Origin of the sequence: Streptomyces sp. NPDC051207 (genome assembly GCF_040682395.1) — a bacterium.
Lineage (GTDB): Bacteria > Actinomycetota > Actinomycetes > Streptomycetales > Streptomycetaceae > Streptomyces.
On record NZ_JBFBAX010000002.1, the window covers coordinates 54,853 to 68,156 of the forward strand.

At 72.5% G+C, this 13,304-nt stretch carries 10 protein-coding genes and 2 pseudogenes; 3 read left to right on the plus strand and 9 right to left on the minus strand.

Annotated elements, in window-relative coordinates; all coding sequences use genetic code 11:
* Positions 1-5: 5 nt before the first annotated feature.
* The gene (locus AB0M97_RS02075; protein ID WP_365958755.1) at positions 6-743 is read left to right on the plus strand and encodes a sirohydrochlorin chelatase; all 738 of its coding nucleotides are present in this window, start codon (positions 6-8) and stop codon (positions 741-743) included.
* Between the two features lie 4 nt (positions 744-747).
* On the opposite strand, the gene AB0M97_RS02080 is transcribed toward AB0M97_RS02075, so the two are convergent.
* Positions 748-1,161 carry a DUF4440 domain-containing protein gene (locus AB0M97_RS02080; RefSeq protein ID WP_365958756.1) on the minus strand — a complete coding sequence of 138 codons (414 nt, stop codon included), beginning with the start codon at positions 1,159-1,161 and terminating at the stop codon, positions 748-750.
* Positions 1,154-1,699: a DUF1697 domain-containing protein gene (locus tag AB0M97_RS02085; RefSeq protein WP_365958757.1), complete on the minus strand. Its 546-nt coding sequence runs from the start codon at positions 1,697-1,699 to the stop codon at positions 1,154-1,156. Before AB0M97_RS02085 ends, AB0M97_RS02080 begins: the two co-directional genes overlap by 8 nt.
* Before the next feature lie 261 nt (positions 1,700-1,960).
* Here AB0M97_RS02085 and AB0M97_RS02090 point away from each other — a divergent pair, with 261 nt between their 5' ends.
* The gene (locus AB0M97_RS02090; RefSeq protein WP_365958758.1) at positions 1,961-4,231 is read left to right on the plus strand and encodes an MMPL family transporter; all 2,271 of its coding nucleotides are present in this window, start codon (positions 1,961-1,963) and stop codon (positions 4,229-4,231) included.
* Positions 4,232-4,291: 60 nt separating this feature from the next.
* Here AB0M97_RS02090 and mgt read toward each other — a convergent pair.
* The 4 genes and pseudogenes from mgt to AB0M97_RS02110 form a co-directional block, all read right to left on the minus strand.
* Positions 4,292-5,531: pseudogene (gene mgt / locus AB0M97_RS02095) on the minus strand (macrolide-inactivating glycosyltransferase).
* A 46-nt stretch (positions 5,532-5,577) separates the two neighbouring features.
* Positions 5,578-6,858 carry a sugar ABC transporter substrate-binding protein gene (locus AB0M97_RS02100; protein WP_365958759.1) on the minus strand — a complete coding sequence of 427 codons (1,281 nt, stop codon included), beginning with the start codon at positions 6,856-6,858 and terminating at the stop codon, positions 5,578-5,580.
* Positions 6,858-7,691 (minus strand): carbohydrate ABC transporter permease, encoded by an 834-nt coding sequence (locus tag AB0M97_RS02105; protein ID WP_365958760.1) that lies wholly within the window; start codon positions 7,689-7,691, stop codon positions 6,858-6,860. Before AB0M97_RS02105 ends, AB0M97_RS02100 begins: the two co-directional genes overlap by 1 nt.
* Positions 7,688-8,617 (minus strand): sugar ABC transporter permease, encoded by a 930-nt coding sequence (locus tag AB0M97_RS02110; RefSeq protein ID WP_365958761.1) that lies wholly within the window; start codon positions 8,615-8,617, stop codon positions 7,688-7,690. The genes AB0M97_RS02105 and AB0M97_RS02110 overlap by 4 nt, the downstream gene beginning before the upstream one ends.
* 180 nt (positions 8,618-8,797) lie before the next feature.
* On the opposite strand from AB0M97_RS02110, the gene AB0M97_RS02115 reads away from it, so the two are divergent.
* Positions 8,798-9,661, plus strand: a complete 864-nt coding sequence (locus tag AB0M97_RS02115) for an aminoglycoside phosphotransferase family protein (RefSeq protein WP_365958762.1) — start codon at positions 8,798-8,800, stop codon at positions 9,659-9,661.
* Between the two features lie 83 nt (positions 9,662-9,744).
* Here the strand turns inward: AB0M97_RS02115 and AB0M97_RS02120 are convergent, their stop codons facing one another.
* The 3 genes and pseudogenes from AB0M97_RS02120 to AB0M97_RS02130 all read right to left on the minus strand — a co-directional run bounded on the left by AB0M97_RS02120 (position 9,745) and on the right by AB0M97_RS02130 (position 13,251).
* Positions 9,745-10,473, minus strand: coding sequence for a 3'-5' exonuclease (locus tag AB0M97_RS02120; RefSeq protein WP_365959024.1), 729 nt, complete (start codon positions 10,471-10,473; stop codon positions 9,745-9,747).
* 115 nt (positions 10,474-10,588) lie between these two features.
* Positions 10,589-11,858, minus strand: a pseudogene (locus AB0M97_RS02125) (SAV2148 family HEPN domain-containing protein).
* 73 nt (positions 11,859-11,931) lie between these two features.
* The gene (locus AB0M97_RS02130) at positions 11,932-13,251 is read right to left on the minus strand and encodes a copper amine oxidase (RefSeq protein WP_365958763.1); all 1,320 of its coding nucleotides are present in this window, start codon (positions 13,249-13,251) and stop codon (positions 11,932-11,934) included.
* Positions 13,252-13,304: the final 53 nt, after the last annotated feature.

Here is a 13,304-nt window from a genome sequence, read left to right on the forward strand (position 1 = left end):
ACGTCATGAGCGAACCGGTCCTGCTGGTCATCGCCCACGGCAGCCGCGACCCGCGGCACGCCGCGACCGTGCACGCCCTGGTGCGGCGGGTGCGGGCGCTGCGTCCGGGGCTGCGGGTGGAGACCGGTTTCCTCGACTTCAACGTGCCGTCCGTGCGGGGCGTCCTGGAGTCGCTGGACGCGCAGGGCGTCCGCGACGTCGTCGCGCTCCCCCTGCTGCTGACCCGCGCCTTCCACGCGAAGGCCGACATCCCGGCCGTCCTCGCGGACGCGCCGCCGCGGCTGCGGATCCGCCAGGCGGACGTCCTCGGCCCGTCCCCGCTGCTGCTGTCGGCGCTGGAGCGGCGCCTGTACGAGGCGGGCCTGACGCCCGCCGCCAAGTCCTCGACCGGGGTCGTGCTGGCCTCGGCGGGGTCCACCGACCCGGAGGCGATCGCAGTGATCGCTGACATCGCGCGGGAGTGGCGGCACACCGGTTGGCGTGCCGTGCGGCCTGCGTTCGCCTCCGCATCCCTGCCCCGCACCGAGGACGCGGTACGCGAACTGCGCGCCCTCGGCTGCGAACGCGTCGCCGTCGCCCCGTACGTCCTGGCCCCCGGCCGCCTCCCGGACCGCATCGCGCGGGGCGCGGCCGGGGCGGACGTGCTGGGGGGCGTTCTCGGTCCGGCGCCCGAGGTGGCGCGGGTGGTGCTGGAGCGGTACGACGGGGCGCGGTTGCCGCTGGCTGCGGCGGCGAGCGCCTGAGCGGTCAGCCGTCCCGTTCCTCGCCTTCGTGGCCTTCCCGGGCTTCGTGGCCTTCCCGGGCTTCGCAGGGCGTCCCCTGGTGGAAGTACAGCCGCCAGCCCTGACCCGTGCGGCGCCACAGTGAACTGCGGCGGGCGCGGCGGCCACCGGCGTCCGTGTCGAAGGTCAGGTGGACGAGGTCGGGGGCCAGCCGGACGCCCCGCATGCCGGAGGCGACGATCGGCGGGCCGCCGGGCTCCGCCGACTCCATCACCGCCATGATCGAGGCCCGGTCCCAGATCCGGCCGGACGCGCCGAACTCCCGGAACTGCGGGTGCAGCAGGGCGTCCACGCGCCGCCGCGAGCTTCGGACCTCCGGGCCGAGCAGCGCCAGTTCGCCCTCCACGGCGGCGGCCACGGCCTCGTCGTCCTCAGTCACCGGTCAGCTCCACGAGCTTCAGGACGGTGTTCCAGTTCCGGGTCGTGGCGATCAGGCCCCTGGTGACGCGGGGCTTGGACAGGTGTTCGGCGAGCCGGGAGCGGCCGAGGCCGTCCGGGACGTACAGGTACAGCGCGCGGTCGCCGAGCCGGAACTCCTCGGGGAGGAAGGCGGCCCGGTCGATCTCCGCGAAGCGCGCCGCGTCGACGGGCTCCGAGAAGTAGGTGACGTGCAGCTGCCGGCCCTCCAGGTCGGCCGCGGGGAACGGGCAGGCCTCGGCGACCGCCTTCAGATAGGCGTGGTCGCGCACGAGGACGTCGATCCGGAAGCCGAAGTGCCGCTCCAGGGCCCGCGTGATCCCGGCCGCCAGCGCCTCCTCGTCGCCGCGGCCGGACGTGAACACGGCCTGCCCGCTCTGCAGGTAGGTGCGCACGCCGTCGTGACCGAGGCCTTCCAGGACGGCGCGCAGGTCGGCCATCGGGACCTTCTTGCCACCCACGTTGATTCCGCGCAGCAGTGCCGCGTACGTCGTCGTCATCCGCACACCTTAGGACGGCCGCCGCGGCCCGTGCAGGCGGGTACGGCGGCCGGAACACCCTGATCGTCCTCCCCGACGGCGCCCGGTAGATGTAAGGGGCCACTGTCCTCCCCAGTGCGGAGTTCCCGGGGTCCGAGGGGATGACCCGGGCCCGCGGTACGTCACCGGGCAGCACGACGAGACGGCCCTGTCGGGCCCATAGCGTCGAAGCGGAAGGGGACGGCAGGGGGCCGTCGCCGCACACGAGGGGGCAGGCCCGGCATGGCGAACGGAGACAGACGGGTGAGAGGGCTCGCCGCGCGGGCCGGCGGCTGGAGCGCCCGGCACCGATGGGCGGCCGTCGGGATATGGGTGCTGTTCGTCGTCCTGGCGATGGGCCTCGGCTCGGCGGCGGGCCGCGTCGACGTCAAGGACAGCGACCAGTTGTCCGGGGAGACGCACACGGCCGCCGCGATCATCGAGGACGCCGGGATCGACGAGCCGGCCGGTGAGACGGTGCTGATCCAGGCGAAGGACGGCTCCCTGAAGGCCACGGACGCGGGGTTCCGGTCGGCCGTGACCGCGGTCGTCCGCGCCGTGGAGGCAACCGGTGAGGTCACGGACGTCACCTCGCCCTACGACACGGGCACGATCTCCGAGGACGGCCGCAGCGCGCTGGTGCAGTTCGACATGCGCGGCGAGTCGGACACCGCCGGGGAGCGCGTCGAGCCGGTGCTGAAGGCCGTGGAGAACGTCCAGAAGGACCACGAGGCGCTGCGGATCGAGGAGATCGGCGGCGCCAGCATGATGAAGACGTTCGACGACGCGTTCGGGGACGACTTCCGGAAGGCCGAGTACTCCGCGGTGCCGGTGGCCCTCGGCATTCTGCTCATCGCCTTCGGCGCGCTGGTGGCGGCGCTGCTCCCGGTGGCCCTGGCCATCACCGCGATCATGGCGACGATGGGCCTGATGGGCGTCGTCAGCCATGTGATGCCGATGAGCGACACCGCCAACTCCGTGATGCTGCTGGTGGGTCTGGCCGTCGGCGTCGACTACTGCCTGTTCTATCTGCGCCGGGAGCGCGAGGAGCGGGCGGCGGGCCGGGACGCGCAGACCGCCCTGCAGATCGCCGCCGCGACCAGCGGCCGGGCCATCGTCGTCTCGGGTGTCACGGTGTGCGTGGCGATGGCGGGCATGCTGTTCACCGGTCTCGCCGAGTTCGAGGCGATGGGCCTGGCCTCGCTGATGGTGGTGGCGGTCGCCATGGTCGGCTCCGTGACCGTGCTGCCCGCGCTGCTGTCGCTGCTCGGCGAGCGCGTCGAGAAGGGCCGCATCCCGTTCCTGCGCCGCCGCAACAAGGCGCACGGCGGCGGCAGCGCCGAGAGCCGGTTCTGGACGGCCGTGCTGAAGCGGGTGCTCGCCCGCCCGGTGGTCTCGGTCGTCGTCGCAGCCGGGGCGCTGCTGGCCATCGCGGCCCCCGCGGTCGGCATGAAGACCCAGAACCTCACCCTGGACCAGGAGTTCGGGGACTCGCTGCCCATCGTGCAGACGTACAACCGGGTCAACGACGCCTTCCCGGGCGGCTCGGAGCCCGCCGAGGTGGTCGTCAAGGCGGACGACATCAACGCGCCGGAGGTCAAGGGCGCGCTGGCCGACTTCAAGGAGCGGGCGATCAGTTCGGGTGCCTCCCGCGGCCCGGTCGAGATCAAGCTGCACGACGAGCAGAACGTCGCCTTCGTCTACGTCCCGCTGGTCGGCGGCTCCGACCAGGACACGGCGGGCGCGAGCCTGGAGAAACTGCGCGACGAGGTGCGGCCGGCCACGCTGGGCAAGGTGGACGGTGTCGAGGCGCCGATCACCGGCCAGGTCGCGGGCTCCCACGACTTCAACGAGCAACTGGTCGGCTCCGTCGTCCCGGTCTTCGTGTTCGTCGTGGTGTTCGCCTTCCTGCTGATGCTGCTGTCGTTCCGCTCGCTGACGGTCGCGGTCACGTCGATCGTGCTGAACCTGCTGTCGGTGGGCGCCGCGTACGGCATCCTCGTCGCCGTCTTCCAGCACGGCTGGGGCGCGTCCCTGGTGGGCGCGGAGGGCGTCGGCGCGATCGTCACCTGGCTGCCGCTGTTCCTCTTCGTGATCCTGTTCGGCCTGTCGATGGACTACCACGTGTTCGTGGTGTCCCGGATCCGCGAGGCGCGGCTGCGGGGCCGGACGACGGCGGACGCGATCCAGCACGGCGTGGTCACCACGGCCGGGGTCGTCACCAGCGCCGCGGTCATCATGGTCGCCGTGTTCGCGATCTTCGGGACGCTGTCCATGCAGTCGATGAAGCAGATGGGCGTGGGCCTCGCCGCCGCGGTCCTGATCGACGCGACGATCATCCGGGGCGTGCTGCTCCCGGCGGTGATGGCGCTGCTGGGCGAGCGCAACTGGTACTTCCCGAAGTGGCTCAACCGCCTGCCGGACCTCACGCACGACGAGCCGCCGCCGCCGGCGGCGGTGGCCGCCCCTGCGGCGCGGGACGACGAGGGGGAGTACGAGCCGGTAGGGGTCTGATCCTCAGGCCACGCGGCAGGGCCCGCCGACTCCCTGGGAGTCGGCGGGCCCTGCCCTCGGTCACGGGCGCGCCGTCGGCAGTTCCGTCTCGATCAGGTCGGCCGCCCGCCGCGTGCCGCCCTCCCGCGCCATCTCCGCCCGGATGTCCTTCAGGCGGCGGGCCACCTCCGGGTCGTCCACCAGCGCGAGGGCGGTGGAGCGCAGGGTGTCCGCCGTCGCCTCGGCCAGCGGGACGTGCCGGGCGACGCCGAGCGCCTGGAGCATGTCGGCGTTGCCGAACTGGTCCACGGCCTGCGGTACGGCGATCATCGGCGTGGCCGTGGCCAGGCCCTCTTGGCTGCCGCCCGCGCCCGCGTGGGTGACGAACAGGTCGGCCTGCCGCAGGACGGCCAACTGCGGCACCCACGAGTGGACTTCGGCGTTGACCGGGATGACCCCGAGCCCGGCCGGGTCGAGGTGCCGGCCGGCCTGGAGGACCAGGTGCCAGCCGGGCAGCGCGCCGAAGGCCTTCAGGCACTCCCGGTAGAAGTCCGGCTGCCGGGTGAAGGTGGAGCCCAGCGACACGAGGACGACCTTCTCGGCGTCGGCGGGCCGCTGCCAGTCGCCCTCGCCGCCGCGGTCGCCCTGGCAGGCGCCGACGAAGCTGTGGACGCGGTCGTCCACCCGGTCGGCGTTCGGCTGGAGCGCCCTGGGGATCAGCACGATCGAGCGGGCCGGGCGGCCGGTGAACCGGTCGGGGTCCAGGGTGATCCCGTTCTCCGCGAGCCAGGCCTCGAAGCGGGCGTAGTAGGCCCTGCCCCGTTCGGTCTGCCTCGGCTCCTGCCACATCGGTTCGGCGACCTCCTGCTCGTAGCCCTCCCAGGCGACGAGGTTCGGTGAGAGCGAGACGGCGGGCACGCCCCAGCGGTGGGCGAGGACGCGGGCCGGGTAGGAGGTGATGTCGTGCAGCACGAGGTCGGGCTCGTCGCCCCGGTAGGCCTCGGCGAGCTGCGGCAGCGCCTGGACGGCGTCGTCGAGGAACGGCTCCACGTGGTCGAGCAGGGTCGTCCCCCACGCCGCCGGGTCGTCGTCGGGCGACGGCAGCGTGGAGTTCCAGGGCTTCACCTCGGCGCCGGTGGCGGCGACCTTGTCGGCGAACGCGGGCGGGACGGCGTACGTGACCCGGTGTCCGCGCGCCACGAGTTCGCGGATCACCTCGAGACTCGGGTTCACGTGGCCGTGGGCGGCGATGGAGAACATGGCGATGTGCGCGGCACTGGTCATGCCGGTGACCCTAGGCGAGACGATACGTCTCGTGCAATGTGTTTAGGTGGGGAGCAGGGATCAGCTCCGATCGGGGGCGACGGTCATCTCTGGTAGCGGGCGAGGACCAGATTGCCGTCCTCCTCCAGGCGCTCGCGCAGCTCGCCGAGGCCGATGGCGCCGCTGTAGTACTCCTGGAACGCGGGCGTGGCCACCTTGTCCTTCCACTCGGGGTATCCCCGCACGGACTGTGCCGGGGCCGGGCTGAGGTGTCCGGCGAGGGCGGTGCCGGTGGCCCAGCCGTGTTCGGGCGTGCGCAGCGCCGGGTCCTTCAGCGCCCGCGTTCCCGTGGGCAGCATCCAGTCGCCGAGGGCCAGGCGCACCATGTTGCGGGGTTGCAGCAGGAAGTCGATGAAGCGGGCGGCCTGCCGCTTGTGCGGGCTGTCCTCGGCGATGGACAGGGTCTGCGGGCTGACGCCCTGGGTGAGTCCGTCCGCGCCGGCCGGCGCGGGCAGGACCTGCCAGTCGAAGCCCTTCGGTGCCTGCTGCACGATCTGCTGGCGGTAGGAGAAGCCGAGGGGGACCATGGCGTACCGGCCGCCGAAGAAGCCGGGCAGGGTGTCCGAGCCGCCGCTGCCGAGCGTCGTCGGCGAGGCGCTGCGGTCGGTGTTGGCCTGGTCGTGGATGGTGCGCGGCACCACCTGGTCGCCCGGTCCGAAGCGGACGGTGACCTTGCCGTCGGCCCCGCGGTGGAACAGCTTGCCGCCCGCGGACAGCGACAGGTTGAGCGTGGCGGACACGGGCTCCTTGAGCGGCCAGGCCACGCCGTACTTCCCGTCGCCGCTCAGCCGCTCGGTGACCTGCCGGAACTCCTCCCAGCTCCAGGGGCGTTCGGGGGTGGGAATGCGGACACCGGACTTCTTCAGCCACGTGGCGTTGGCGATCAGTACGCGCGGCTCCTGGAGGAACGGCACGCCGTAGACGCCGTCCCCGAAGGTCGTCGTCTCCCAGCTGCGCTGCGGGATGTCCGACACGAGCCGGTCGGGCAGCAGCCCGGTCAGGTCGGCGAGGTGGCCGCCGTGGGCGAAGTCAGCGAGGTCGTCGGAGGCGTCGTGGATGATGTCGGGCGCCTCGCCGCCCTCGAAGGAGGTGAGGAGCTGGTCGTGGACGCTGTCCCAGCTGCCCTGGACGTACTCGACGCGCACGTCGGGGTGGGCCGCGTTCCACTCCTCGACCAGTTGCTTGGTGGCCTCCACGGACTCCTGCTGCCAGGCCAGGGACTGGAAGCGCAGGGTGACCCGGCCGTCGTCCCGCGCGCCGCCGGAGGAGCAGCCCGCGAGGAGCAGCAGGACGGCCACGGCCGCCGCGATCCATCTGGTGCGCATCAGCTTTTCACCGCCCCGGTGAGCATGCCGCCCGTGATCCTGCGCTGGATGAGCGCGAACACCACCAGGGACGGCAGTGTCGCGAGGAAGGCCGCCGCGGCCAGCGGCCCGAGGTCGGCGACGCCCTCGGCGCCGATGAAGTGCGTCAGCACGACCGGCAGCGTCTGCTTCTCCGGTGTTTTCAGCAGCACCAGCGCGAAGAAGAACTCGTTCCACGCGGTGATGAACGCGAACAGCGCCGTCGCCACGATGCCCGGCGCGAGCAGCGGCGCCGTGACCGACACCAGGGTCCGCAGCCGCCCGGCCCCGTCGACCGCCGCCGCCTCCTCCAGCTCGCGCGGCACGGCCCGGACGTATCCGGTGAGCATCCACAGCGCGAACGGCAGCGCCCACACCACGTACACCAGCACGAGCCCCGGCACCGAGTTGATCAGCCGCAGACTCTTCAGCACCAGGAACAGCGGGATGATCAGCAGGACGAACGGGAAGGCCTGGCTGACGACCACCCACCCGGTCGCCGCCTTCGCCAGCCGGGTGCGGTGCCGGGCCATGACGTACGCCATCGGCGTGGCGATCAGCACTGCGATCACGGCTGCCGCCAGCGCGGCGAGCAGGGAGTTGAACGCGGCGTGCAGCAGCGGCTGTTCGTCGAAGGCCTGCCGGAAGTTGGCGAGGGTGGGGTCCTTCGGGATCCAGGTGGGGTGCAGGTCGGCCAGTTCGCGCGGCGGTTTGAACGCCGTCGAGACCAGCCACAGGAACGGGAACGCCAGGAACACGAGATAGGCGAGCAGGGCCGCGTACTGGCCGGTGCGCGCCGCGGGTCCGGTCCTCACGTGTCGTCACCTCCCCTGAGCCGGCCGGCGAGGAACACGGCCAGGAGCACCGAGACCACGGCGACCATGACGCAGCCCATCGCCGCCGCGTACCCGAACTGGCCGTAGCGGAAGGCCTCCTCGTACGCGAACAGCATGGGCAGCCGGGTGCGTCCGCCGGGGCCGCCGCTGGTCAGGACGTAGACCAGGGCGAAGGAGTTGACGTTCCAGATGAGGTTGAGCGCGGTGATGGCGAGGGCCACCGGCCGGACGGCGGGCCAGGTGACCGTGCGGAAGCGGCGCCAGGCCCCGGCGCCGTCGACCGCGGCGGCCTCGTGGAGTTCGCGCGGGGTGTTCTGCAGGCCGGCGAGCAGGGCGACCGTGGTCTGCGGCATGCCCGCCCAGATGCCGACGACGATGACGGCGGGCAGGGCGGTCCCCAGCCCGCTGAGCCAGTCCCGGCCGTCGCCGAGGCCGGTGGTGCGCAGGGTCTCGTTGAGGATTCCGGCGTCCGGGTTGTAGACCAGGCGCCACATGATGCCGACGACGACCTCGGGCATCGCCCAGGGGACGATCGCCAGGGCGCGGGCCGGCCAGCGCATCCGCAGGTTCTGGTTGAGCAGCAGGGCGAGGCCGAGGGCGAGCAGGAACTGCGGGACGGTCACTGCGACGGCCCACACCAGCCCGATCCGGAACGACTCCCAGAACAGCGTGTCGTGCAGCAGGTCACGGAAGTTGAGGCCGCCGATCCACTGGGTGGGCGCGGTGCGGCCCGACTGGGCGTCGGTGAACGCCAGCAGGATCCCGTACAGCAGCGGCCCGACGCTGAGCACGAGGATCGGGATCAGGGCGGGCAGCACCAGGAACCAGGCGCCGTGGTCGAGGGCCCTGGGTCTGCTGCCGGGCGCGCCGCGCGCCGGTCTCCTCACCTCGGTCACCGATGTCACGTCATCAGCCCTTTCGCGCGGCCCGCAGTGCCTGGTCGTGGTCGTGGTGGTGAAGGCGGTCTGCCTCGCCGAGCCGCCGCCTACACCGCCCGACCTGTGCGAATGGGAAACTGGCGGAGGATGGCCGGATCTCGCCGGGTAGCGAGGACCGACGGTGGACCGGAGCGGAGGCGGACGACGATGGACGAGGCGCGGGCGCGGGACGTACTGGCCGCGGCGGACGTACTGCCCGGCGCGGCACGGGACGCGCGACTGCTCGCCCTGGGCGAGAACGCGGTGTTCGCCGCCGGTGACCTGGTCGTCAAGGTGGGCCGCGACGCCGAACTCCTGCACCGGGCCCGGCGCGAACTGGCCGTCGCCGGCTGGCTCGCCGAGACCGGGGTTCCGGCGGTGCGGGCGGCGCGGCCCGAGGCCCTGCTCGTGGAGGGGCACCCGGTGACCGTGTGGCACCGCCTGCCCGACCCGGTACGCCCGGCCGAACCCCGGGACCTGGCCGAACTGCTCCGCCTGGTCCATGCCCTGCCCTTCCCTCCCTTCCCCCTGCCGCCCCGCGATCTGCTGGGCGGTGTCGAGCGGTGGCTGCGGCTGGCGGGTGACGCGATCGACCCCGCCGATGCGGCGTACCTGCGTGAACGCCGTGACGGCTTCGCCTCGGCCGCCGCCGCGCTGACCCCGCGCCTGCCGCGCGGCCCGATGCACGGGGACGCGCTGCCGCGCAACGTCCACGTGGGTCCGGACGGGCCGGTCCTGGTCGACCTGGAGACGTTCTCCACGGACCTGCGGGAGCACGACCTGGTGGTGATGGCCCTGTCCCGCGACCGGTACGGGCTGCCCCCCGAGGCGTACGAGTCCTTCGTCCGGACCTACGGCTGGGACGTACGGGAGTGGGACGGCTGCGCGGTCCTGCGGGGAGCCCGCGAAACGGCGAGCTGCGCCTGGGTGGCCCAGCACGCGGCCACCAACCCGAAGGCCCGGGCGGAGTTCGAGCGGAGGGTGGCGTCTTTGCGGGACGGGGATTCCGCGGTGCGGTGGTATCCGTTCTGAGAACTGCCCGGAGCATCACGCGCGGCGGACCAGCGGCTCACGGGGTCGCAGCGGAACAGGCGGGAACCCCGGCCCGCCCTTCCCTACCCTTTCGCCCCGCTCCCCGTAAGCTCCCGGAACGGCCACGCGCCGTCGACCGTTGCCGTTTCGTCTCCCTTGCGGCGCAGGAACGTCTGGAAGTCCGCTGCCCATTGGGCGTACCACTCTATTTGGCGGCGGTGCAGGTCCGCCGCTCCGAGGCCGGCGACCTTCTGGTGGCGGTCGGCTATCGCGCAGGCCAGGCGGGCCGCGGCCAGGGCGTCGGAGGAGGCGTCGTGGGCGGTGCCGAGGGCGATGCCGTACTCGGCGCAGACCGCTTCGAGGTTGCGTTTGCCGCGGCGGTAGCGGTCGGCCCAGCGGTCGATGGTGTACGGGTCGATGACGGGTGCCGGGTCCCGGCCGCCGAGGCGGTCGCGCAGGGACGGCAGGCCGTGGCGGCGCAGCTCGGCGGAGAGCAGCGTGAGGTCGAAGGCCGCGTTGTAGGCGACGACCGGGACGCCCGTGTCCCAGTACGTCACGAGGACGTCGGCGATGGCGTCGGCGACCTGGTCGGCCGGTCTGCCCTCGCTCGCCGCGCGTTCGCTGCTGATGCCGTGCACCGCGACCGCGTCCGGGGGGATCTCCACCCCGGGGTCCGCCAGCCATTCCCGGCGGCCCATCGGCTCCCTGTCCCTGACCTCGATCACGGCCCCCGTGACGATGCGTGCCTCGTGCGGATCCGTGCCGGTCGTCTCCAGGTCGAAGCCGATCAGCAGCTCCCGGTGCCAGCCCATGCGGCGGCCCCCCTTCTTGGTGGTGCGTCCCCCAGTGATCTCCACCCTCGCACGCGGCACTGACAATCAGAGGACCGCACTCCGCTTGCCCGGCCCGCCCGGGCACCGCGGCCCGTCACGACACCGGTCGCGAATCCGCCCACATCATCTCGAACTCCTCGCGGTACGTGGGGAAAAGCCCGCCTTCGTCCACCGGGCCTGACGTGACCACCTTGCCCGCGTTGCGCAGGACGAACACGGGCGCCTCCATGCCCCGCGTGCGGCGCAGGTAGGACTGCACGACCGCGATGCCGTCGGCGCCGTCGCCGTCGACCAGGTAGGCGGTGAAGCGGGGCGTCTCGTCGAAGACCTGGATCTGGAAGGCGTCCGGATCGCGCAGCCGGGCCCGCACCCGGCGCATGTGCAGAATGTTCATCTCCACGGCGCGGCTCAGCTCGCCCCGCTTGATGCCGAGTTCCCGCTCGCGCCGCTTGACCGCGCTGGAGGCGGGGTTGAGGAACAGCAGCCGCACCCGGCAGCCGGACTCGGCGAGGCGCACCAGGCGCCGGCCGGAGAAGTTCTGCACAAGCAGGGTGAGGCCGATGCCGATGGCGTCGAGGCGCCGGGCGTCGCCGAAGATGTCCTCGGCCGGGAAGTGGCGCAGCAGCCGCACCCGGTCGGAGTGCACCGCCACCACGTCGGCGTACCGGTCGCCGACGAGGTCCTCGACTGCGTCGATGGGCAGCCGCCGCGCGGAGGGCACGTCGCCGCCGGCGCCGAGGATCTCCAGCAGCCGGGCCGAGGCCCGCTCTGCCTGGCCGAGGACCGCCTCGGACAGGGCGCGGTTGCGGGAGACGACGTTCCGGGTGACTTCCAGCTCGTCCAGGGCGAGTTCGACGTCCCGGCGGTCGTCTATGTACGGCTCGAAGCAGGGCCAGTGCTGCACCATCAGTTCGCGCAGCTGCGGCAGGGTGAGGAAGCTGAGCACGTTGTCGTCGGCCGGGTCGAGCAGGTAGCCCTTGCGGCGGCTGACCTCGCGGACGGCGACCGCGCGCTGCACCCACTCCTGCCCGGCGGGCCCGGCCGCGGCGACCACCCAGTCGTCGCCGTGCACGGGCTCGTAGACGGGGCGCAGAACAGCGGCCACGACGGCCCGCAGCCGCTGTTCGACGAGGTTCAGCCAGATGTAGGCGCGGCCGGCCCGCTGGGCGCGGGTGCGCACCTCGCGCCAGGAGTCGGCGTCCCAGTCCAGCTCCGGGCCGATCGCGCCCGCGTCCATCGGCCGGGCCAGGGACACAGCGCCGGGCGGGACATCGGTGGAGTTCCCCTCGTGACCCTCGTCACCAGGGGGCAGCTCCAGCTCTCCCGAGCCCACTCGCCGCACCGCCTTCCGCTCCCCCGGGCACTCCCCGTCTCAACGATCAAGGAAGGGTACTCCGGTAGCGGTGCGCGGTGCAGCCCGATGCGCAGGCTCATGTGTCAACGCGCGCCATCGGTACGGCCGTTCTGGTCCGCGAGCTCGCGCGGAGTGAGCGGATTCATGGCGGTCACGTCCCGTGGGGCGATGCTGAACCCCTGCCAGTGGACCGGCATGGGCTGCTGGTCCTCGTCGCGGGCGATGTGGTGGAAGCCGACGTTCACCCAGACCACGGGGTGGGTCAGGGTCTGCCCGTTGACCCACTTGTCCACGGACCGGCCGTGCCCCGCGCCGCAGTTGAGGGGGTTGTGGCTGGCGTACTGCTCGCACTTGTTGTACTGCGTGACGTAGACGTCGTGCTTGGTGTAGCCGCGGCCGGGGTAGGTGTGGCCGGCACCGGGGACGAGTTCGTAGGAGCGCGGGTGGCCGTCCTTGTTCTTGCCGGCCGTGCTGACCACGCGCCACCAGCGCATGTTGCGGGCGTCGCCCGCGAGTTCCTTGGTGATCTTCGTGCGGGTCGTCCGGTTGGTGGGTGCCTGCTGGCCGCGCGCGGGTGCGCTGACCTTCGAGTCGTACTGCTCGACGCGGCTCTTGGAGGAGCCGTCCAGGCCGAAGTTGAGCCGCCAGAACACGTTGTGGCTGTGACTGGTGGCGTACGCCTTGGCGCCCTTGCCGATGGGCCAGCCGCGGCCGTCGCCCGCGTCGTAGTCCGCCGGGGAGAGGCTGCCCGTGGCGCCGACGCCGGCGGTGATGGTGCCGTCGTCCTGGAAGCGCCACTCGGTGATGTACTCGTACCAGCCGACCTGGTTGGCGGTGTAGACGAGCAGGTCCTTGCCCTGCGCCTGGTAGACCTCGTGCGCGGTGTCGCCCTGCATGCGGTAGGCGTGGCCGCGGGAGCGGGTCGTGGTGCACAGGCCCTTGACGTGCGCCTGCTCGGGGTCCCAGGCGTCGGGGACCTTGACGGTCCGGATGGTGCCGCCGGGGCACTCGCCCGGCGCCAGGTTCATCAGGCCCTTGCCGAAGTCGAAGCCGGTGAGGTCGTCGTACTCGACGCTGCCGTCGTCGTACGGCACGTGGATCTGGGCGAGCTTGGCGCTGGTGAGGACCTTGATCGGGCGGGGCTCGCCGGGCGGCTGGTAGGAGATGTGCTCCAGGACGAGCCCGGCCTTGGCCTGGTAGGCCCAGCACATCCGCCAGGTGGTGCCGGAGGCGAGCTTCTGCTCGATGCGATGGGCGGCGCCGCATTCGGCGGCCGGCGCGGGGGCGGCCTTCGGCCCGGCGGCGGCCGGTCCGGCGCCCGCACTCGCCCCGGCGACGAGCGCGCCCGCCGTGAGCGCCACGGCGACCCGGATGCGGGCACGGCTGACTCTGGTCACGCGCATGACGAAATGACTCCCTTTGCAGGAGGTATCAGGAGGTACGAGGAGGTGTGAGG

What these genes read in the sequence shown, in the direction of transcription:
- AB0M97_RS02120 (WP_365959024.1), bottom strand. Translation starts at nt 10,473, where the DNA reads ATGGGCTGGCACCGGGAGCTGCTGATCGGCTTCGACCTGGAGACGACC.
- AB0M97_RS02075 (WP_365958755.1), top strand. Translation starts at nt 6, where the DNA reads ATGAGCGAACCGGTCCTGCTGGTCATCGCCCACGGCAGCCGCGACCCG.
- AB0M97_RS02115 (WP_365958762.1), top strand. Translation starts at nt 8,798, where the DNA reads ATGGACGAGGCGCGGGCGCGGGACGTACTGGCCGCGGCGGACGTACTG.
- AB0M97_RS02090 (WP_365958758.1), top strand. Translation starts at nt 1,961, where the DNA reads ATGGCGAACGGAGACAGACGGGTGAGAGGGCTCGCCGCGCGGGCCGGC.
- AB0M97_RS02100 (WP_365958759.1), bottom strand. Translation starts at nt 6,858, where the DNA reads ATGCGCACCAGATGGATCGCGGCGGCCGTGGCCGTCCTGCTGCTCCTC.
- AB0M97_RS02085 (WP_365958757.1), bottom strand. Translation starts at nt 1,699, where the DNA reads ATGACGACGACGTACGCGGCACTGCTGCGCGGAATCAACGTGGGTGGC.
- AB0M97_RS02130 (WP_365958763.1), bottom strand. Translation starts at nt 13,251, where the DNA reads ATGCGCGTGACCAGAGTCAGCCGTGCCCGCATCCGGGTCGCCGTGGCG.